At 41.6% G+C, this 20,176-nt stretch carries 19 protein-coding genes; 12 read left to right on the top strand and 7 right to left on the bottom strand.

Features of this window, described 5'->3' with window-relative positions:
* Positions 1 to 44 precede the first annotated feature (44 nt).
* The 4 genes from HGR01_RS16105 to HGR01_RS16090 form a co-directional block, all read right to left on the bottom strand.
* Positions 45 to 500 (bottom strand): DUF2214 family protein, encoded by a 456-nt coding sequence (locus HGR01_RS16105; protein WP_045870837.1) that lies wholly within the window; start codon positions 498 to 500, stop codon positions 45 to 47.
* Positions 501 to 942: 442 nt separating this feature from the next.
* Positions 943 to 1,074: a hypothetical protein gene (locus tag HGR01_RS16100; protein ID WP_255325224.1), complete on the bottom strand. Its 132-nt coding sequence runs from the start codon at positions 1,072 to 1,074 to the stop codon at positions 943 to 945.
* Between the two features lie 706 nt (positions 1,075 to 1,780).
* Positions 1,781 to 5,311, bottom strand: coding sequence for an AAA-like domain-containing protein (locus HGR01_RS16095; protein WP_045871802.1), 3,531 nt, complete (start codon positions 5,309 to 5,311; stop codon positions 1,781 to 1,783).
* Between the two features lie 366 nt (positions 5,312 to 5,677).
* Complete coding sequence (locus HGR01_RS16090; protein WP_045871803.1) at positions 5,678 to 7,789, bottom strand: AAA-like domain-containing protein; 2,112 nt, start codon at positions 7,787 to 7,789, stop codon at positions 5,678 to 5,680.
* Positions 7,790 to 8,238: 449 nt separating this feature from the next.
* On the opposite strand from HGR01_RS16090, the gene HGR01_RS16085 reads away from it, so the two are divergent.
* From HGR01_RS16085 to arsB, 6 genes are all read left to right on the top strand, one after another.
* Entirely contained in the window at positions 8,239 to 8,382 is a 144-nt protein-coding gene (locus tag HGR01_RS16085; RefSeq protein WP_155539398.1) for a hypothetical protein, read from the top strand.
* A complete protein-coding gene (locus tag HGR01_RS16080; protein WP_045871804.1) occupies positions 8,382 to 8,705 on the top strand; it encodes an ArsR/SmtB family transcription factor in 324 nt (107 codons plus the stop codon). Before HGR01_RS16085 ends, HGR01_RS16080 begins: the two co-directional genes overlap by 1 nt.
* Positions 8,706 to 8,888: 183 nt before the next feature.
* Positions 8,889 to 9,950, top strand: coding sequence for a PstS family phosphate ABC transporter substrate-binding protein (locus HGR01_RS16075; protein WP_045871805.1), 1,062 nt, complete (start codon positions 8,889 to 8,891; stop codon positions 9,948 to 9,950).
* Positions 9,951 to 10,093: 143 nt separating this feature from the next.
* Positions 10,094 to 11,110 carry an ArsJ-associated glyceraldehyde-3-phosphate dehydrogenase gene (locus tag HGR01_RS16070; RefSeq protein ID WP_045871806.1) on the top strand — a complete coding sequence of 339 codons (1,017 nt, stop codon included), beginning with the start codon at positions 10,094 to 10,096 and terminating at the stop codon, positions 11,108 to 11,110.
* 129 nt (positions 11,111 to 11,239) lie between these two features.
* Positions 11,240 to 12,526, top strand: coding sequence for an organoarsenical effux MFS transporter ArsJ (gene arsJ, locus HGR01_RS16065; RefSeq protein ID WP_045871807.1), 1,287 nt, complete (start codon positions 11,240 to 11,242; stop codon positions 12,524 to 12,526).
* 50 nt (positions 12,527 to 12,576) lie between these two features.
* Positions 12,577 to 13,728 carry an ACR3 family arsenite efflux transporter gene (gene arsB / locus HGR01_RS16060; protein ID WP_045871808.1) on the top strand — a complete coding sequence of 384 codons (1,152 nt, stop codon included), beginning with the start codon at positions 12,577 to 12,579 and terminating at the stop codon, positions 13,726 to 13,728.
* Between the two features lie 265 nt (positions 13,729 to 13,993).
* Here arsB and HGR01_RS16055 read toward each other — a convergent pair whose 3' ends face one another.
* Entirely contained in the window at positions 13,994 to 14,341 is a 348-nt protein-coding gene (locus tag HGR01_RS16055) for an ArsR/SmtB family transcription factor (protein ID WP_045871809.1), read from the bottom strand.
* A 100-nt stretch (positions 14,342 to 14,441) separates the two neighbouring features.
* Here HGR01_RS16055 and HGR01_RS16050 point away from each other — a divergent pair, with 100 nt between their 5' ends.
* Both HGR01_RS16050 and arsC read left to right on the top strand, forming a co-directional pair.
* Positions 14,442 to 14,897, top strand: coding sequence for an ArsI/CadI family heavy metal resistance metalloenzyme (locus HGR01_RS16050; protein WP_045871810.1), 456 nt, complete (start codon positions 14,442 to 14,444; stop codon positions 14,895 to 14,897).
* Between the two features lie 260 nt (positions 14,898 to 15,157).
* Positions 15,158 to 15,562, top strand: a complete 405-nt coding sequence (gene arsC, locus HGR01_RS16045) for an arsenate reductase, glutathione/glutaredoxin type (RefSeq protein WP_071989435.1) — start codon at positions 15,158 to 15,160, stop codon at positions 15,560 to 15,562.
* Positions 15,563 to 15,604: 42 nt separating this feature from the next.
* Here arsC and HGR01_RS16040 read toward each other — a convergent pair whose 3' ends face one another.
* The gene (locus HGR01_RS16040) at positions 15,605 to 16,627 is read right to left on the bottom strand and encodes a transposase (protein WP_081583864.1); all 1,023 of its coding nucleotides are present in this window, start codon (positions 16,625 to 16,627) and stop codon (positions 15,605 to 15,607) included.
* A 444-nt stretch (positions 16,628 to 17,071) separates the two neighbouring features.
* Here HGR01_RS16040 and HGR01_RS16035 point away from each other — a divergent pair, with 444 nt between their 5' ends.
* Entirely contained in the window at positions 17,072 to 17,299 is a 228-nt protein-coding gene (locus HGR01_RS16035; RefSeq protein ID WP_045871812.1) for a DUF167 domain-containing protein, read from the top strand.
* A 146-nt stretch (positions 17,300 to 17,445) separates the two neighbouring features.
* Here the strand turns inward: HGR01_RS16035 and HGR01_RS16030 are convergent, their stop codons facing one another.
* On the bottom strand, positions 17,446 to 18,057 hold the full coding sequence (locus HGR01_RS16030) for a glutathione S-transferase family protein (protein WP_045871813.1): 612 nt from the start codon (positions 18,055 to 18,057) through the stop codon (positions 17,446 to 17,448).
* Positions 18,058 to 18,260: 203 nt separating this feature from the next.
* Here HGR01_RS16030 and HGR01_RS16025 point away from each other — a divergent pair, with 203 nt between their 5' ends.
* The 3 genes from HGR01_RS16025 (at position 18,261) to gatC (ending at position 20,068) form a co-directional block, all read left to right on the top strand.
* Positions 18,261 to 18,944: an SOS response-associated peptidase gene (locus tag HGR01_RS16025; protein WP_045871814.1), complete on the top strand. Its 684-nt coding sequence runs from the start codon at positions 18,261 to 18,263 to the stop codon at positions 18,942 to 18,944.
* Between the two features lie 219 nt (positions 18,945 to 19,163).
* Positions 19,164 to 19,685, top strand: a complete 522-nt coding sequence (locus HGR01_RS16020) for a photosystem I assembly protein Ycf3 (protein ID WP_045871815.1) — start codon at positions 19,164 to 19,166, stop codon at positions 19,683 to 19,685.
* Between the two features lie 92 nt (positions 19,686 to 19,777).
* Complete coding sequence (gatC, locus tag HGR01_RS16015) at positions 19,778 to 20,068, top strand: Asp-tRNA(Asn)/Glu-tRNA(Gln) amidotransferase subunit GatC (protein WP_045871816.1); 291 nt, start codon at positions 19,778 to 19,780, stop codon at positions 20,066 to 20,068.
* The last annotated feature ends 108 nt before the right edge of the window (positions 20,069 to 20,176 follow it).

The following is a 20,176-nucleotide window of genomic DNA, read 5'->3' as shown; positions in this document are numbered from 1 at the left end:
CCTGATCCTTTCCCCTTTCTCCCTTTCCCTTTTCCCCTAGTTGCTTAAAACACCCCAATTCCTCTAGCCATAACAGCCGCTAGCAAAGGAATTAAGGTAAACCCGAATAATTCTCCTCTAATCATCCAAGAAATTCGCTGCACTTTTGCTAATTCCAAACTCGGTGTTTTGCCATTGCGTAAATCTTTAATCCAAGACAAAAAAGAGAAGGTGGGATATAAAGACAGCAAACTTACCAAGATAAAAATGCTCACCTTCAGATAGAAAACCGAGTTGCTGAGATAGTAATCGGTTCCTTTGCCAAAGTAGATGACTCGCAAAATACCTGTAATAAGAATAACTGTAGCAGATAAGCCATAAACCGCATCAGCCATAACAACTTTCCAGGCTGCTTGTAAGCTGAAATCCTGCTTCAAAAATTGGCTTTCGACAACCAAAGCCCCAAAAGCCAGCATTAACCCTAAGTAATGTAAATACGCCGTGATAGAACTAACCCACATAGTTTTTTAGCCGTTCTTGCTCAATTTTAACTGCAACAAAACATAGCAAAGCTGGAAGTTTCAATGGGTAATCAACGCCACGTTATCTATCCTGGCTTGCTTGTAAGATAATTTTTGCCATGTTATTTAATATAGCTAATTAACTATATAACTATTTTACTTAGAGGCGATCGCCAATTATAGTGGTTCTGAATTGCATAGAATACATACCATTCGTAGGGACACAGCACCCAAAAACTTTCGCTGAAGCAGATATCTGAATCTACGCCTTGCCCCTTGTGTAACTCACCAAATTACCACTATGCAGATAAAAATAACCCCCTTGGATTTTCAAGGGGGGTTTGATTTGGTTCATATTTCTTCAGAGAAAAGAAGCGTATAATTAGGTTCGGTATAAGGCGTTCTGTATATATGCCCATAGTAGCAACTGTAAATGTCGATGTCAGGGCGATCGCTGATTCTTCAAGTTAACTTCACAAGAACTGAATAATCTACTGATTTTCACTCTCAGGGCGATCGCTATTTTACGAGAAAACAGGGACGGAAAATGCCCATGATCCTTTATTGCTGCCAAAATCGCATCTCATACTAATCCGCATTCGGTGATGTAATTTCCAATTGTCGTAGGGGCGGGGTCTCCCCATACGTGTCAACTTCAGCTAAAAGCTATATGGGGCGGGCGTTGTACAAATACCTCGCGCCCTCATCCCCTAACCCCTTCTCCCCCAGGAGAAGGAGAACTAAATCTCTTGCTCCCTTCTCCCTGCGGGAGAGGGGCTGGGGGTGAGGGCGAAACCTTGCAACTAAGCGAGTTTCACGTTAAGTTGACACCACTGGGTCTCCCCCATACGTGTCAACTTAAGCTAAAAGCTATATAGGGCGGGCATTGTACAAATACCTCGTGCCCTCATCCCCTAACCCCTTCTCCCCCAGGAGAAGGAGAACTAAATCTCTTGCTCCCTTCTCCCTGCGGGAGAGGGGCTGGGGGTGAGGGCGAAACCTTGCAACTAAGCGAGTTTCACGTTAAGTTGACACCACTGGGTCTCCCCCATACGTGTCAACTTAAGCTAAAAGCTATATAGGGCGGGCATTGTACAAATACCTCGTGCCCTCATCCCCTAACCCCTTCTCCCCCAGGAGAAGGAGAACTAAATCTCTTGCTCCCTTCTCCCTGCGGGAGAGGGGCTGGGGGTGAGGGCAAAACCTTGCAACCAAGCGAGTTTCACGTTAAGTTGACACCAATGGGTCTCCCCGCCCCTACCGTGTTTCAATATTACACTTTAGATTTTGTTAGGGCTTTGACACATTTTCAGCCTCTCCCGTGCTTCGTCATGGGTGGCGAGGTAATCTTTGAGCCAGTCGCAACCCCGCCCTAGCAAGTCATCCAACCCGCCAACCCGCCACACACGGGCGGTATCGTCACGTGATGCAGTGACAATCCGCTGTCCATCGGCACTAAAGCTGGCACTGTTGACCCAGCCCTCATGCCCTTTGAGTTCGGCCAGCAGTTTGCCAGTGATATCCCACACACGGGCGGTTTTGTCAAATGATGCAGTGACAATCCGCTGTCCATCAGCACTAAAGCTGGCACTGTAGACCACGCCCTGATGCCCTTTGAGTTCGGCCAGCAGTTTGCCAGTGATATCCCACACACGGGCGGTTTTGTCAGATGATGCAGTGACAATCCGCTGTCCATCGGCACTAAAGCTAGCACTGTAGACCCAGCCCTCATGCCCTTTGAGTTCGGCCAGCAGTTTGCCGATGATATCCCACACACGGACGGTTTTGTCAGATGATGCAGTGACAATCCGCTGTCCATCGGCACTAAAGCTGGCACTGTAGACATAGCCCTGATGCCCTTGGAGTTCGGTCAGCAGTTTGCCGGTGATATCCCACACACGGGCGGTTTTGTCAGATGATGCAGTGACAATCCGCTGTCCATCGGCACTAAAGCTGGCACTGTTGACTACGTCCTGATGCCCTTTGAGTTCGGCCAGCAGTTTGCCAGTGATATCCCACACACGGGCGGTTTTGTCACGTGATGCAGTGACAATCCGCTGTCCATCGGCACTAAAGCTGGCACTGTAGACCACGCCCTGATGCCCTTTGAGTTCGGCCAGCAGTTTGCCAGTGATATCCCACACACGGGCGGTATCGTCACGTGATGCAGTGACAATCCGCTGTCCATCGGCACTAAAGCTGGCACTGTTGACTACGTCCTGATGCCCTTTGAGTTCGGCCAGCAGTTTGCCAGTGATATCCCACACACGGGCGGTTTTGTCATCTGATGCAGTGACAATCCGCTGTCCATCGGCACTAAAGCTGGCACTGTTGACCCAGCCCTCATGCCCTTTGAGTTCGGCCAGCAGTTTGCCAGTGATATCCCACACACGGGCGGTATCGTCACGTGATGCAGTGACAATCCGCTGTCCATCGGCACTAAAGCTGGCACTGTAGACCACGCCCTGATGCCCTTTGAGTTCGGCCAGCAGTTTGCCAGTGATATCCCACACACGGGCGGTTTTGTCCAATGATGCAGTGACAATCCGCTGTCCATCGGCACTAAAGCTGGCACTGTTGACTACGTCCTGATGCCCTTTGAGTTCGGCCAGCAGTTTGCCAGTGATATCCCACACACGGGCGGTTTTGTCATCTGATGCAGTGACAATCCGCTGTCCATTGGGGCTAAAGCTGGCACTGTTGACTACGTCCTGATGCCCTTTGAGTTCGGCCAGCAGTTTGCCAGTGATATCCCATACACGGGCGGTTTTGTCAGATGATGCAGTGACAATCCGCTGTCCATCGGCACTAAAGCTGGCACTGTTGACTACGTCCTGATGCCCTTTGAGTTCGGCCAGCAGTTTGCCAGTGATATCCCACACACGGGCGGTTTTGTCAGATGATGCAGTGACAATCCGCTGTCCATTGGGGCTAAAGCTGGCACTGTTGACCCAGCCCTCATGCCCTTTGAGTTCGGCCAGCAGTTTGCCAGTGATATCCCACACACGGGCGGTTTTGTCCAATGATGCGGTGACAATCTGCTGTCCATCGGCACTAAAGCTGGCACTTTTGACTGGGCTCTGATGCCCTTGGAGTAGATTCCGTTCCCAAATATTGTCCAAAATTGTTTGTAAAGCCAATATCGGCTTGTTAGCTGGATATTTTTCTAATGGCCGTCCATCTTTAACCAGTTCCTTCAAGCTTTGTCCAGTTTCCATCGCTGATACTAATGTTTCCAAGCGTTCAGATGGGAATTTGTCAAATCGTTCCAACTCAGTCACTCCTGCTTCTTGCAATTTGATGGTTTCCTGAGCTTCCTGCGCTTGTTGAGTTACATAACCTGCAAATACCCCAGCTATTAACGCCAAAATGATAAAAAATATCAAAATTGCACTGCCAATTTTAATTTGACGCTGGGCTTTTTTTCTGGCTTTTTCTAATATTTCATTTGCCTGTTTAATTTCCCATTTATCAAATTCTTGGCTGGCAGATAAAAACTCATAATCTTCATTACCCAAACTTTTACCAGATGCCCAAGCTAAAGCATCTTGCAAAACTTGCCCGCGTAACAGCCATGATTCATCTTTCTTCCCTGACTCAATCCAACCCCTCAACGCTTCCCCATAAGGGCGCAATTCCCGCAGGGCTGTTTCCACCCAATTAGCATGAAAAACTTCTCCATAAATGCGATTATAAACTCGCAATTTACCATTACGCCTCACCACCAAACCCGTTAACCGCAATTGGGTTTGCTCTAAACTATTATCATTAGCTAATTCTTGGTTTTGTAAAATTTGTTGATATAGCCCCAACAATCTCCCTGTCCGCTCTCCACTACCTCGTAAAATTCGGTCACGAATAGTTTTTAAATGCTCTGGTTCATCCTTGTGCTCCCAGTTAGAAATTACTAGGCTTTGCACCAAATTTTCTAACCAGTTGGCAATTTTATCTTCCTCAATTACATCATTATTATTCATCACTCCATTTTCTCCCTCCTCCTCACTTGCTGTTAGGAAGTTAGACGGTGAGGTAGAAGATATCAACCGACAAATCTTTTGCGTCATAAAAGGTTGTCCGCCTGTCCATTTCAATACCTCTCTTAACAACGCTTTGGGATTTGTAGTTTTCGTTGCTAAACCAAAAGCCAGGGGTTTTGTTTCCTGTAACTCAAAGCCAGTTAATTCTATTGCTCTACCAATATTAAAAGGAGTACGGCGTTTATCTTTAATTAAATCAGCCGGAGTTGCTACCCCAAATAAAACAAATGTCAATCTTTGATATTCTGGTTGCTGCGCGCGGAGGTTATAACATTCACGGATGACGGCAAAAAAATCATCAATTTCAAATGGCAGACTCAAAACACTGTCAATTTCATCCACAAAAATCACAATATTTTGAGAAACTAAGTTCAGCAAAACTGTGTCCAAAAACTTGCTGATTTTATTCACCGGAGACAGTAAATGATTACTCTCCCACCACTCATTTAAATTAAACCTTTCATACAACTTCAGGCTGTTAAGAATACTATCAATAATCCCTGCATACCATTGCTCTGGAGTCATATCCCCAGTTCCAATGGTTGTAATATCAATATCGGCACAAGCAAAACCCTCACCCTGTAAGCGTTGCATAGTTCTGACTCGCAAGCTCGACTTACCCATTTGTCGCGAGTTGAGAACATAACAAAATTCCCCAGCTTTGAGCGCTTCGTACAACTCAATATCTGCTTGTCGCTGCACATAAGTAGGAGCATTTGCTGGTAAACTCCCCCCTACTTGATATTGAAAAGATGGGTTTGGGGATGTATTCATTAAAATATTGTTGACGGTTGACGGTTGACGGTTGACGGTTGACGGTTGACTGGGGATGGGGTTTACGGTGTGATATTAGGGACTTCCAAGAAATAAATTATCCCTTTTGTGGGGTGGGCATCTTGCCCGCCCTCATTCTTGGACGGGCAAGATGCCCATCCCACAAGAGATTTTGGGATGTTTTTTTATTTGGAAGTCCCTTATGCTTGGCTGATCGCTTATCAAATGTCGTTGCGAGCGGAGCGTAGCAATCGCAGAAACCCAACAAAGCGCCGAAAATGTTGGGTTACCCTTCTCCTGCAAAGACGCTACGCGAACGGGATCTTGCTACGTTCCTCAACCCAACCTACGGATTAAAATCTCAAATTATTTACCCCGCAAACGCTCAGAAAAATATGAGCGATACAAATCACACAAAGGTATGACATCATTACCCTGCAACCTCACTAAACCCATACTGCGTAATTTAAACGCTAGAGCAGGTTCTAAACGCACAGGATTGGTATTAGCAATCACCTTTTTCATGGCAGTAACTAAATTGACATCCTCCTGCAAATTCAACAGATGGCGGCGCAGATGATCGCTGAACATCCCTTCTTCCGTTGGCGCAGTGCGTAATAATTGCGACATTGTAATTCTGCCACGGGCGATTTCATAAAGCGATCGCCTGACGAGGTAAGGATGTCCGCCAACCATTGTCATTAACTGTGTAATTTCTACTTCTGTCCAATTAAGTTGGTGTTTTTGTACCAATTCTTGTACTTGGGATTGATTAAATTCTGCTAAATCAATTGGCAATCCCACGTTAAAAGGTGATTGATTAATATTGAGGGGAATATAAACTTCCTTGGAATGAACAATCACTAATCGCAATTTTTGCCAAATATCATCATTCTTAGATTTTTCATGCCAAGCTCTTAACAAGGCAAAAAATTCTGTAGCCACTTGCGGATATTGGAAAACTTGATCAACTTCATCTAAACCCAACACCACAGGGCGATTAATACTAGATAACAGATATCTTTGAAAATAGTTGGTAGATTTATTTTTACTACCTAAAACCCCTTGCCAATATTCTGTTAGCTGATCTGGAAGTTGTAATTCTTCAGCAATGCTACCGCAAAACCACTGCAAAAATTTGTCCAAATTACTCAAGCTCTCAGCATCTGCCGATTGAAAATTTAAATATGCAGTTTGACAGCTATTTTGTTTTGCATGGTCAATAATCCGTGTGAGAAGTGATGTTTTACCCAACTGTCGCGGCGCTTTAATTCTAATTAATGACCCTGGTTGTAAAATTGCTTCATAACAGTCATTCTCAATCGGTGGGCGTTTGATATACAAAGCAGAATTCAAACTTACTTGCCCTTCCGGTTGCTCCAAAATTACCGGCTTATTACTAATAGTACTAGCATCGGTATTGATAATATTTGACTGCTGAGAATTATTATTTACAGTATTTCCTCCATCCCCACCCCAAAACTTGCCAATAAATTGAAAAATGCGTTGATGTAACGGAGCTTCAGCAGCCAATTTTGGCAATTCATCACCCGACTTAGGTGGAATTAAAATAGTTGTATCCACACCGCTATCAGGTATTGATGTTTGTGGCTGATAGATAGGAATTAACTGAGATAATGCTTGCAAGGCAACAGCAGCATTTTTGTAACGCTGACGGTAGTCATACCGCACCATTGTGTCTAAAATTCTGGCAAATTCTGAGTGAATATTAAAGTACTTACTCAATAAATCACAAGAAAGTTCATATGTGTTAGCTTTTCGCGGTAATATCCGAGAATCTAACCCAGTTAACGCCTCAAAAGCAATGATTCCCACTGCATAGATATCACTACTCAACTGGGGATAATGATTTTCTTGTTCCCAAGGCATATAACCAGGAGTGCCAGTTCTAACGGTAGGATTGGTGACAACTTCATCACCCCCATTAGTAGTTTGTAAAGTGCAGATTTCTTTCACAGCCCCAAAATCAATTAGGACTATTTTTCCATCTTTTTTTCGCCGCATTAAATTCTGCGGTTTAATATCTCGATGAATGACATTTTGTTGATGGACAAAAGCCAAAACTGTTAAGATATCATGTAACAGCTTAAAAACGAATTTTTCAGGTTTAGAAGAACTAGGACTGATTTCTTTAGTTAAATCATGTCCCTCAATAAATTCTTGAACTAAATAAAATTCCTGATTTTCCTGAAAGTGGGCAAAAAGTTGAGGAATTTGATTGTGTTCATTACCAAGCCGATATAAAGTTTGCGCCTCTTTCTCAAATCGCTCTTTGGCATAAGTCACAACCTCAATTCTCGGATCAGTTGGTTTAAGATGCTTGACAACACACGCAGGTTGTCCTGGTAAATCTAAATCATTAGCTAAATAAGTCTTACCAAATGCACCTCTCCCCAAGGAATCAATAATACTATAGCGATTCCGTAAGATTGTTCCAATTAAATTATCTTCACGCATATCACAGTTACTACCTTTTCAAACCCCAGCAATTCAACCGATATAAAACGCTTGAAAAATTCACAATTCTGATAAACCAGAGTTATTAAAGGTCATTTAGAGACTGTTTGAAAAGAATTTTTGGTAACACTTAACCCTCCCAAACCTAACCCTCCTACCCGAATTTCCTACAAATTAAGAGGGGGTTTTAAAGCTCTCAAAAAGCAGAGAGAGGAATGGAACTGAGGTTTTTAGTATACATTTTGACTTTTTAAACAACCACTTAGGGACTTTTAAATAAAAAATATCCGTGATAGGGAAAGGAACACCGAAAATTTTTTACTCTATAAAGTAATCTTACCGATGTTCTCGACAGAATAATTAATTTTTTGCTTTTTCCTAACAACAATAAAAACTGGCGCTATTCTGGATTTATTTGACCAAAATCTATCCTATAAGAAAAATAATCTATGATTTACGAATTGACATTACAGACTAAATATGTAGTGGTCGCAAAAACACATCTTTCGCAGTGGTTTGTCGATGCGATCGCACCTGAGCAATATTTTCTAGTTCACAATAAAGGTAGATTACCCTTAGCAAACTCTGATTGATGCCAACCTCCACTGCTACCACTCCCCATTTAATTGTTGCCGGCTTTCATGCTCTTTCCGACCCCTTAAGGATTAGCGTGTTGGAATTGCTGCGACAGCGAGAACTGTGCGTATGTGATTTATGCAATGCTTTGGAGGTAAGTCAATCAAAGCTTTCCTTTCACCTCAAAACCTTAAAGGAAGCTGGCTTAGTTAACTCACGCCAAGAAGGACGCTGGATTTATTACAGCTTGAATTTGCCACAATTTAACGTTTTAAACCAGTATTTGGCAGATTTTCAAAATCAGCGTTTAATTGTGCCTACCCGTTCTTGCTGCGATTAAAAAAATGTATCAGGCGTAATTTTGAATTCCGAATCGCTACGCACATAGCTTCGATAAGCCTAGCTAATACATCAATTTTTTTTGATGAATTTTTGTGTATAGTCTCCTAAGTGTGATTGACATATCAACTTTTTTTGAAATGATATAGACATACCTTCAATATCACCTCTATCGGTCATATCAATGAACGCAGCAGCACAGCAATTAGCGATCGCGTTTGGGATGTTAGCGTTGGTATCCAGTTGCGCCACCACATCCAATTCTTCAACGCAGACTCAGGAGTCGCAAAAGGTCACAGAAGTTGCGGATTCTACACAAGTCACAGCGATCAAGATAGATGGTTCTAGTACTGTATATCCCATTACCCAGGCGATCACTAAAGAATTTCAAACCACCAAACAACAGAACAAATCAGATGTAATAGTTAACTTCTCCGGTACTACTGGGGGATTTGAAAAATTCTGTGCAGGAGAAACAGATATTAACAACGCTTCTCGACCGATTTTGAAGTCAGAGATGGAAGCCTGTAACAAAAACGGTATTAGGTACTTTGAGTTACCCATTGCCTTTGATGCGCTAACTATCGCCGTTCATCCGCAAAACAATTGGGCAACAGACATTACCGTTGCAGAATTGAAAAAGATTTGGGAACCTGCGGCTGAAGGTAAAATCACCCGATGGAACCAAGTGCGTGCATCCTGGCCTAATCGCCCTTTGAATTTATATGGTGCAGGTAAAAAATCTGGTACTTTTGATTACTTTACAGAAGCAACTGTTGGTAAAGTCAGAGCTAGCCGTAACGATTACACAGCTAGCGAAGACGATAATGTTTTAGTAGAAAATATTAGTAAAGACCCTAATGCTTTAGGTTACTTTGGCTACTCTTATTACGAAGAAAACCAAAGTAAATTAAAAGCTGTAGCAGTTAACAACGGTAAAGGCGCGATACTCCCATCACGGCAAACAGTAGAAAAAGCCCAATATCAGCCGTTATCCCGACCTTTGTTTATCTACGCCAGCTTTGAGTCTTCCCAAAAGAAACCAGCCCTCAGAGAGTTTTTAGATTTCTACCTCAAAAATGCACCGAAAACAGCAATTGCGTTAGGTTACGTACCTTTACCAGATGAAGCTTACAACCTCGATTATGTTCACTTCAACAAAGGCAAAGTAGGTACGGTATTTGAAGGTGAAGCAGAATTAAACCTGACAATTGGCGAATTACTGCGGAAACAAGCAAAATTCTAAGTTTTTTAGCTGATTTACAACATTAAAAACTCTGCAAGCTGACTCTGCGTTGAAAGCAGCTAAGAAGTGGTGGGAGCGATCGCAAAAACTCTCAATGATTAACCTGCAAGTTTTGTAGAAATTTAAATATTGGTAAGAACATAATGACAGTTCGTGTTGCTATTAACGGATTTGGTAGGATGGGACGGCTAGCTCTGCGAGCAGCTTGGGGTTGGACAGAACTAGAATTTGTCCATATTAACGAAATCAAAGGTGGAGCAGAAGCCGCTGCTCACTTACTCAAGTTTGATTCTGTTCATGGACGTTGGATACCAGAAGTAGAAGCAAAAGGCGATCGCGTTCTGATTGATGGTACACCCCTGAGCTTTAGCGAGTATTCCCAGCCCGGTGAAGTTCCTTGGGAAGAATTAGGTATTGATTTAGTGCTGGAATGCTCCGGCAAATTTAGAACTCCTGCAACCCTGCACCCATATTTCAAGCGGGGAGTGCAAAAGGTAATTGTGGCTGCTCCCGTAAAAGAAGAGGCCCTGAATATTGTCATGGGAGTTAACGATCACCTCTATCAGCCCGATCAACATCATCTATTAACAGCAGCCTCTTGCACAACCAATTGTTTAGCTCCCGTTGTCAAGGTAATTCATGAAGGTTTGGGTATTCAACATGGAGTAATTACCACCATCCATGACAATACCAATACTCAAACTATCGTCGATGCACCTCATAAAGACTTACGTCGCGCCCGTGCTACCAGCTTATCGTTAATTCCCACATCAACAGGATCAGCAACAGCGATCGGGCTAATTTATCCCGAACTCAACGGTAAACTCAATGGTTTAGCCGTGCGAGTCCCACTGCTCAACGCTTCTTTGACAGACTGTGTCTTTGAAGTCGTCCGTCCCACCACAGTTGCAGAGATTAACAGCTTACTCAAAGCGGCTTCCGAACAAGCACCACTAAAAGGAATTCTGGGTTATGAAGAACGTCCTTTAGTATCCATAGACTACAAAGACGATCCTCGCTCCTCAATTATTGATGCCCTCTCCACAATGGTTGTAGACGAAACCCAAGTCAAAATACTTGCCTGGTATGACAACGAATGGGGCTACGCCAACCGCATGGTTGAACTCGCTCGTAAGGTGGCTTTGAGTTTGCACAATTAGTCATTTGTCATTTGTCATTTGTCATTTGTCATTTGTCATTTGGTAATTGGTGTTTGTTCCCCTTTTACCCCTTGTCCCCTTGTCTACCTCATCTCCCTCATCTCCCTCTCCTCCCCATTCCCCCATCTCATGGCTTCCACTACAGCTTCTAGCGCTAATTTCAAAAACTATATTTTAGTTACACTCGCCTACTGGGGCTTCACCCTTACAGATGGAGCCTTAAGAATGCTGGTGTTGCTTTATTTCAACAACATTGGCTATACCCCAATACAAATCGCGTTCCTGTTTCTGTTCTACGAAGTCTTTGGAGTTGTTACCAATTTCTTAGGTGGTTGGATTGGCTCGCAGCTAGGGCTAAAAGTAACGCTTTATACTGGTATTGGGCTACAGATTTTCTCTCTGGCTATGCTTTCATGGCTGAATCCAGATTGGGTACAGTGGCTTGCAGTCCTCTATGTAATGGTGGCTCAGGCATTTTCTGGGATTGCCAAAGACTTAACAAAGATGAGTTCTAAGAGTGCGATTCGGTTGGTAGTACCCCAAGATGCTCAATCATCTTTGTTCAAGTGGGTAGCGGTGCTGACTGGTTCCAAAAATGCCCTGAAAGGAGTTGGTTTCTTTGTTGGTAGCGCACTTTTAGCTTCGGTTGGCTTCGTTAATTCCCTCTGGATTATGGCAGGGGCGTTGTCTTTGATTATGTTCACTGGGCTAATGCTGCCTAAAGGTATGGGCAAAATCAAGAAGAAAGTTAAATTTAGCCAACTCTTTTCTAAAAGCCAAGAAATCAATATTCTCTCTGCTGCTCGATTCTTTCTGTTTGGTTCTCGCGATGTCTGGTTTGTAGTAGGTTTGCCAGTATTTTTACGTACTGTTCTTGGCTGGTCGTTCTATCAGGTTGGTGGCTTTTTGGCTTGTTGGGTAATTGGCTACGGTGTGATTCAATCCTTAGCACCAACACTGATCCAGCGATTTGGTTCTGGTCGTCCACCACAAGCTAAAACCATTCAGTTCTGGACATTTACCTTAACCGCCGTACCATCTGCGATCGCTCTTTCTCTGCAATTAGGTATACCCGCAAATATTGCGATCGTTGGCGGATTGCTAATTTTTGGGGTAGTATTTGCCTTTAATTCAGCAGTTCACTCTTACCTCGTTTTGGCATTTACTGACGATGACAAAGTAGCGCTGAATGTTGGCTTCTACTATATGGCTAACTCTGGCGGTCGATTGGTAGGAACTGTATTGTCTGGTTTGGTATATCAGCTTTTCGGTTTAGTTGGCTGTCTGTGGACATCGATGTTTTTTGTACTTGCAGCTGCAGTAGTTTCACTGAAATTACCCAATCCCCAACCAAGCAAAGCGATTCCCTTCGGGACGGCAAAGCCGAACGCCTGGAAAGCCGGAGACGGAGATTAAAAAACTTTCTGGGGATAGGAACAACGTGCTATTAATTCAGGTTTACATTCATGAGTACACATTCGCAAGCTAACAAAGCCTCCATACAAGCAGGTAGTAATCTCAGTTTTTTTGAAAGATACCTAACTATTTGGGTATTTTTATGCATTTTTATAGGCATAGCATTAGGAAGATTATTTCCCAAAGTAGCAGTCATACTGGATGCAATCAGTGTTTATCAAGTATCAATTCCGATTGCAATTTGTCTATTTTTCATGATGTATCCCATCATGGTAAAAATTGATTTTTCTCAAGCTGCTCATGCTATTCGCGCTCCTAAACCTGTAATTCTCACATTGGTTGTGAACTGGTTAATTAAACCATTTACGATGGTAGTATTTGCTCAGTTCTTTCTAGGATGGCTATTTCGTCCTTTAATTACAGGTAGCGAATTAATTCATGGTAGTGAAGTCACACTCACAAATTCTTACATTGCTGGGACAATTTTATTAGGTATTGCTCCTTGTACAGCAATGGTATTGCTGTGGGGATATCTTTCTTATGGTAATCAAGGTCACACCTTGGTAATGGTAGCAGTTAATTCTCTGACAATGCTATTTTTATATGCACCTTTAGGCAGGTGGTTACTAGCAGCAAATGATTTAGCTGTTCCCTGGCAAACAATAGTTTTATCGGTGCTAATTTATGTCGGCTTGCCATTAGTAGCAGGAATGTATAGCCGTTACTGGATTTTGAAACATAAAGGTAGAGATTGGTTTGAGAGAAAATTTTTAAAATATCTCAGTCCCATTGCCATTACAGCATTGTTAATTACTTTAGTTTTGCTATTTGCATTTAAAGGAGAATTAATAGTTAATAATCCCTTACACATCTTGTTAATTGCCGTACCGCTATTTATCCAGACTAATTTCATTTTCTTCATTAGTTATGTCATAGCCTTAAAACTCAATTTATCTTATGAAGATGCTGCACCCGCAGCATTAATAGGAGCCAGCAATCATTTTGAAGTTGCGATCGCCACAGCTGTAATGTTGTTTGGTTTAAATTCTGGTGCAGCACTAGCTACAGTGGTAGGTGTTTTAATCGAAGTTCCAGTTATGTTGATGCTAGTGGAATTTTGTAAACGAACAGCAGCTTGGTTTCCACGAGAACCAGAAAAAGCAACATTGCGAGATCCCCGTTGTCTGAGTTCTTTCCATTAATTTTAATGGCATTGCTGAATTATGGGATGAAATTTAACAGCTTACAATTTAAAACTCCTTATTCTCTCTGCGGCTCTGCGTCTCTGCGTGAGATAAATCATCCCCCATTTATGCAACGCCATTTTAATCTTCAGGTAACAGAATTATCAAAATGGGTACAACAATGTTGCACCCTAAAAATTATCTCAATTTGAGGTGAGCTTTAAATCAACTACTCAAATTGAATTACGCATTACGAATTAGTAATTACCAATTTTTAATAGTCTCATGAATTTTGCTGAGGTAACGCTAAAGCATTTCGCAAAGCTTCAATCCGTTCCGGGACTAGCCGATAGTAAATCCAAGTACCGCGTCTTTCTTTAGCGATTAACCCTGCTTCATACATCACCTTCAGATGATGACTGACTGTAGGCTGTGATAAACCCAAAGGTTCTGTTAATTCACACACACAGGCTTCACCTTTTGGTTGATTGGCGATGAGACTCAGCAATTGTAACCGGGATGGATCTCCCAATACTCGAAAGATAGCTGCTGTTTGAGCCGCTACATCAGGCTTAAGGAAGCCTGATAAGACTGATTGACAGCATGTAGACAGTTGTTGATGAAAGTTCATATTTATATATTGACAGCTATCAATATATACGGCAATATATTGATAAGCGTAAATATTGATATATGTCAATATAATGTAAATCCAATAAGGGGTTAAATTTATGTCAGTTCTGAAAACTCATGTGGCTTTGAATGTTACCAATATTGAGAAGTCAGTAGCATTTTACCGAGCAATGTTTGGCGTAGAACCTATGAAATATAAGGCTGACTACGCTAAATTTGATATTCCCAACCCTGCTTTAAACCTGACATTGAACCTAACTGATAGTGTGCAATCAGGCGGTGCATTATCTCATTTAGGTGTACAGGTAGAAAGTACACAAGAAGTAGAAGCTTCTATTAAACGATTTACAGATGCTGGATTAGCGTTATTTACCGAAGAAAATACTAACTGTTGCTATGCTTTACAAGATAAAGTATGGGTGACTGATCCTGATGGTAATCGCTGGGAAGTATTTGTAGTGAAGGTAGCAGATACAGCACCAGAAGAGAATATTGCAGCTAATGCTAATTCTGAAGAATTAGCACCAGTTTTGAAAAAACCTTGTTGTGCTTAAAGAAGCTGTCATAAAGCATAGATAAGTAACCACGCAAAATTAATTACAGTCATTGCGAGCGCAGCGTAAAGCCTTCGGCATAGCTTCGCTTAACGCGTAGCGTCTCGAAGAGAAGCAATCTCAACCCTTGCGATTGCTTCATTCCGCTCCGCTCCATTCGCAATGACATTGTGTAATTAATTTTGTTTAACTACTTAAGAAGTTTAGAGCAGTCATTCATGCTGCTCTAAATTTGTTCATCAACAATAACCAGAAGTATCATGAAACGAGTCATGTTTATTTGCAAGCATAATTCCCGTCGTTCCCAAATGGCGGAAGGTTTTGCAAACACTTTCGCAGAAGGTAAGATTGTTGCTTCAAGTTCAGGTTTAGCCGCTAGCGAGGTAGATCCCGTTGCAGTGGAAGTAATGTCAGAAATTGGAATTGATATCAGCCATCAAACTTCTCAACCTTTAAGCGACTTTAATTCCCAAGATTATGATGCGGTCATTTCCTTATGTGGTTGTGGTGTAAACTTACCGCAAGAGTGGGTATTACGCGAAGTCTTTGAAGATTGGCATCTTGACGATCCCGAAGGCGAATCAATTGCTACCTTTCGTCGCGTTCGCGATGAAGTCAAGCAAAGAGTCGTGAATTTAATTGAGACTCTTTGTGCAAAAGTATAATTATAGGACTTACGCATTGACAAAAAATATTATTGATGTGTACTAGGCAGCACAAGTATTGGTGAGATTGTCCACAATATAATCACGCACAACTAAAGTAAACAAGTTTCTTTGTAATTCATACCAATTAGAAATGATGTTTTCAGACCGCATTAGCTCTAAACGAACAAATGCTTGAAGTGAGCAAAATATGTGTGTTTTAATTGCATGGCTATCTCTAACCCTTACGGGTTCGCCAGTTGCTTCAAGTCGGGAGACCCGCCCAACGCACTGGCTCACCATAAATCGACAAATTCCACATACTTGTTTTATTGCTCTGTGAAAACTTTCTATTCCCCAATGAGTATCATGAATTGTCACAAATTCACTGCGAGTTATTTGCTGAAGAGCTTCAGCATCTGGTAGATACAATATATAATGTCTAGAGTCTTCTTTTTTGAAGACTTTCCTAAACAATTTGATAAATCCAAATTCTCTCAGATGAGTTACCAACCCTTCATCAGGAATCTCTAAACCACTTACTTGGCAATACTTTCCTGGTTCATTAGAGACAGTTCTATTTTTCTCAACCCCAAATAGAAAACCCAATTTCTGGTTTCTTAAAAATTTTAAGTTTTCTACTCCTGAGTACCAACTATCTCCTGTTACTAGCCTTGGTTTTACACCCCAATCAATTACTTCAATTAGCATCTCTTGGAAATAATCGTTCTTCGTTTTCCCCTCCTTTTTATCGTATATTCTGTAATTTATTGGTACTGAGCTTCCATGTATGTCGCTGTAATACAGCGTAATTAAATTTATCCCTTTGATACTTTTATGATATTTACCTGACCAAAAATAACCGATTAATTCTGCATATTTTGGATTACTGTACAGTTTTTCTATGACTGTGTCGTCTACACTTAAAATCCCTCCTGTCAAGTTAATAATAGTCTTTACCGTACTGAACAAATCATAGGGAGCGTATCTCTCCCTCAACAAAAAACGGTTCACACTATCATGTGAAACATTCCCCAATATTTCTGCTAACCTACTGCATCCTCCATGCTTCGGTTCCGATAACAAAAATAGAGTGTAATGTTCCAGATTGCATTGTGCTGTTGAGAGTTTACTGATTTCTCTGATTGTCCGATACCTATTTGTAGACAACACTTTTTTCTTAACGCATTATTTTATCATTCTGTCAATGCGTTAGTCCTAAATTATTAGTTTCAGACTAGCTTGAAAAAGGGCATAGGGCATAGGGCATGGGGCATGGGGCATAGAAAAGACAGCTTTTTATGTCTTGTTATAACAAAACCTGGCGTGAATGGCTTACTTGCAAGACTAAATTTTTAGGGTGTGTTACGACGCTGCTTATGCATATTTTTCACTCAGCAAAGACATTATTGACTGTAACGCACCTGGCTTTATTTTAAAATTAATCTATCAACAAAGTTCTAATTACTCATACATTAATTCCTGACAAGCTTGTTAAAATTAGGCGACACCTAATAAAGAAGATAGGCAATGCAAAAAAAAGTTAAAGTTAAACCTAATTCCAAACAACAAAAAATTGAAGAACAAGCTGACGGTAGTTTGAATGTACATTTAAAATCTCCACCAGTAGATGGTAAAGCGAATGAAGAGTTAATTAAACTACTAGCTGAAAAATTTAATGTACCAAAATCTTATATCAGAATTAAATCTGGTGCTACTTCTCGGCAAAAGTTTGTAGAAATTGACACTGAAACTTAGTATTGAATGCCATGCATGAAAGTCTCAAGTTTTTTTATTTAGCACTCAGCACTCAGTACTCAGCACTTTCAAATCAGTGGTCAGTTAACAGCGATTAATTGAAAGTTAACCTCTGTTAACTGATAACTGGTAAGAAAATCATACTGTCATTCTTGGTGAATGGTTATATATCCAGGCTGAGATTTGACAAGTTCTATCCAAGCTTGGATAGCAGGAAATTGTGTTAAATCAAAACCGCCTTCATCAGCTACATGGGTGTAAGCAAACAAAGCAATATCAGCAATAGTATAGCGATCGCCCACAAAAAAGCTGCGATCGCTTAGATGATTTTCCATCACCTTCAAGGCAGCGTAACCCTTTTCCAGCATAGATTTCATCGTTTCTTGGTGTGCTTCCGGCTTGCCTAAAATAGAGATTAAAAATCTGGATGTGGCAATAAAAGGTTCATGGCTATTTTGTTCAAAAAATAGCCATTGTAGTACCTGAGCGTGCAGAAACCTATCATAAGGTAGAAATTCTGTGCCTTCACTTAAATACAGCAAGATAGCATTTGATTCTGCTAAATATTTCCCAGGTTCAATCTCCAAAAGGGGAATTTTACCGTTAGGATTTTTACTCAAAAATTCGGGTGTTCGAGTCTCGCCTTTAGTGATGTTGAGTTCAATTCTCTCAAATGGCATACCGATTTGCGTCAAGAGAAGACGAATCTTATAGCCATTACCTGAAGGTAAAAAATCGTACAGCCGCAATGTTTCCATGCCAAAAATATAATAGGGAATATGAGCGAAAGAAGGGGGGGTTTAAAATACAATATCTTACCAAATGATTTTCAAAAAACCGGATATTTTTTTATTTATATTCAGCATCAGAGTGAAAATAGAATTATCTGAAGAAATAAAAAAATATCGATGATTGCTCGGATTTATACGTCTAATTTTAATCTGCGATCGCCAATAAAACTATGTGTGGAAGATTTACTTTAAAGCAAACAGCCGCAGCATTAGCTCAAGCTTTTGAGTTGGAAACAGTGCCCGATTTAGCAGCGCAATATAACATTGCACCTACGCAAATGATAGCAACGGTACTACATAAACCCGAAAGCGATCGGCGCGAATTTCAGCAGTTACGTTGGGGGTTAATCCCCTCATGGTCAAAAGATCCCAGCATAGGGGCCAAACTCATCAATGCTAGGGCAGAAACTGTTGCCGAAAAACCCTCTTTTCGTTCAGCGTTTAAGCGTCGGCGCTGTTTAGTGCTAGCGGATGGCTTCTTTGAATGGCAAAAAAAACAAAACAAAAAACAGCCATTTTATTTTCGTCTTCAAAATGAAAAACCCTTTGCTTTTGCTGGATTGTGGGAGAAATGGCAATCGGCTTCAGGAGAAGAAATAGCCTCTTGTACCATTTTGACCACAGCAGCGAATGAATTACTCGAACCCATCCACGACCGGATGCCCGTGATTCTGGCTCCTGAAGATTACAATCAGTGGTTAGATCCCCAACTGGAAAGCCCTGAAGTCCTAGAACCGCTATTACGTCCTTATCCAGCCGCGTCAATGACTAGCTACCCAGTTAGCACCTTAGTCAATAAACCTCAGCACAACAGTCCAGACTGTGTTCTGCCAATCAACGACAACAATACCTGACAATTTTAGTTAAATTAGTTATTAACTATACGGATGGCAAAATCACCACGTGGACATAATTCGCGGCTCCCCCCTTTCATCTGGTTGGCTTTAGAGGGAAAATAAGGGTGTTCGCCTATGCCCACAAGACGTAGAGAATTATTATCGCGTCTCAACAACGGCTAAACAAACTCTCCGGGCATTGTTCACGCCAATAGCTGCAATCTCACAGAGGCAAATATGCCAAGAACCCAAAAAAACGATAACTTTATTGACAAATCCTTTACAGTCATGGCAGATATCATTCTCAAGATACTGCCAACTAACAAAAAAGCTAAAGAAGCGTTTGTTTATTATCGAGATGGCATGTCGGCCCAAGCAGAAGGCGAATATGCTGAAGCCTTAGAATACTATGAAGAGGCACTCACATTAGAGGAAGATACCAACGATCGCGGCTATATCCTCTACAATATGGGCTTAATCTATGCCAGCAACGGCGACCATGACAAAGCTTTAGAATTGTACCATCAGGCAATTGAGTTAAACCCACGCCTCCCCCAAGCCTTAAACAACATCGCCGTAATTTATCATTACCAAGGCGAAAAAGCCAAAGAAGCTGGGGATAATGATGGTGGTGAAGCTTTGTTTGACCAAGCGGCAGACTATTGGATTCGCGCCATTCGCATGGCTCCCAATAACTATATTGAAGCTCAGAACTGGCTGAAAACCACTGGGCGATCGCAAATTGACGTATTCTTTTAGCCCAGAGTCAAGAGTCGATAGTTTTGACTCTTGACTCTTGACTCTTGACTCTTGACTCTTGACTGTTGACTCTTGAAACCTTTGACACAATAATGATTGATCGTGAATTAGTCCATAAAGTAGCCCTGCTTGCTCGTTTAGAATTAACCTCCCAAGAGGAGGAGCAATTCACCACGCAACTAGGAAGTATTCTAGATTACATAGAGCAGTTAAGTGAACTCGATGTCAGTAATGTACCCCCTACAACCAGGGCTATTGATGTCAGCAATGTGACAAGAGAGGATGAATTAAAACCCTATCCTGACCGAGAAGCCATCCTCAGCTGTGCGCCAGAACAAGAAGGAGAATTTTTTAAAGTACCAAAAATTCTGAATGCTGAGTAGTCATTAGTTATTTAGTCATTAGTCATTTGCTAATGACTGGTACTCAATTAACATATTTGATTCTTGAAGTTCGCGTAGGATGCGTTAGCGATCGCGTAACGCATCAGT

This window comes from Tolypothrix sp. PCC 7712 (assembly GCF_025860405.1).
GTDB lineage: Bacteria > Cyanobacteriota > Cyanobacteriia > Cyanobacteriales > Nostocaceae > Aulosira > Aulosira diplosiphon.
Note: the sequence above shows the minus strand (reverse complement) of the source record. Positions and strands in the feature narration are given on the sequence as shown.

Coding starts and splice junctions, on each gene's coding strand:
- HGR01_RS16105 (WP_045870837.1), bottom strand. CDS start 500: ATGTGGGTTAGTTCTATCACGGCGTATTTACATTACTTAGGGTTAATG.
- HGR01_RS16095 (WP_045871802.1), bottom strand. CDS start 5,311: ATGAATACATCCCCAAACCCATCTTTTCAATATCAAGTAGGGGGGAGT.
- HGR01_RS16090 (WP_045871803.1), bottom strand. CDS start 7,789: ATGCGTGAAGATAATTTAATTGGAACAATCTTACGGAATCGCTATAGT.
- HGR01_RS16085 (WP_155539398.1), top strand. CDS start 8,239: ATGATTTACGAATTGACATTACAGACTAAATATGTAGTGGTCGCAAAA.
- HGR01_RS16080 (WP_045871804.1), top strand. CDS start 8,382: ATGCCAACCTCCACTGCTACCACTCCCCATTTAATTGTTGCCGGCTTT.
- HGR01_RS16075 (WP_045871805.1), top strand. CDS start 8,889: ATGAACGCAGCAGCACAGCAATTAGCGATCGCGTTTGGGATGTTAGCG.
- HGR01_RS16070 (WP_045871806.1), top strand. CDS start 10,094: ATGACAGTTCGTGTTGCTATTAACGGATTTGGTAGGATGGGACGGCTA.
- arsJ (WP_045871807.1), top strand. CDS start 11,240: ATGGCTTCCACTACAGCTTCTAGCGCTAATTTCAAAAACTATATTTTA.
- arsB (WP_045871808.1), top strand. CDS start 12,577: ATGAGTACACATTCGCAAGCTAACAAAGCCTCCATACAAGCAGGTAGT.
- HGR01_RS16055 (WP_045871809.1), bottom strand. CDS start 14,341: ATGAACTTTCATCAACAACTGTCTACATGCTGTCAATCAGTCTTATCA.
- HGR01_RS16050 (WP_045871810.1), top strand. CDS start 14,442: ATGTCAGTTCTGAAAACTCATGTGGCTTTGAATGTTACCAATATTGAG.
- arsC (WP_071989435.1), top strand. CDS start 15,158: ATGAAACGAGTCATGTTTATTTGCAAGCATAATTCCCGTCGTTCCCAA.
- HGR01_RS16035 (WP_045871812.1), top strand. CDS start 17,072: ATGCAAAAAAAAGTTAAAGTTAAACCTAATTCCAAACAACAAAAAATT.
- HGR01_RS16030 (WP_045871813.1), bottom strand. CDS start 18,057: ATGGAAACATTGCGGCTGTACGATTTTTTACCTTCAGGTAATGGCTAT.
- HGR01_RS16025 (WP_045871814.1), top strand. CDS start 18,261: ATGTGTGGAAGATTTACTTTAAAGCAAACAGCCGCAGCATTAGCTCAA.
- HGR01_RS16020 (WP_045871815.1), top strand. CDS start 19,164: ATGCCAAGAACCCAAAAAAACGATAACTTTATTGACAAATCCTTTACA.
- gatC (WP_045871816.1), top strand. CDS start 19,778: ATGATTGATCGTGAATTAGTCCATAAAGTAGCCCTGCTTGCTCGTTTA.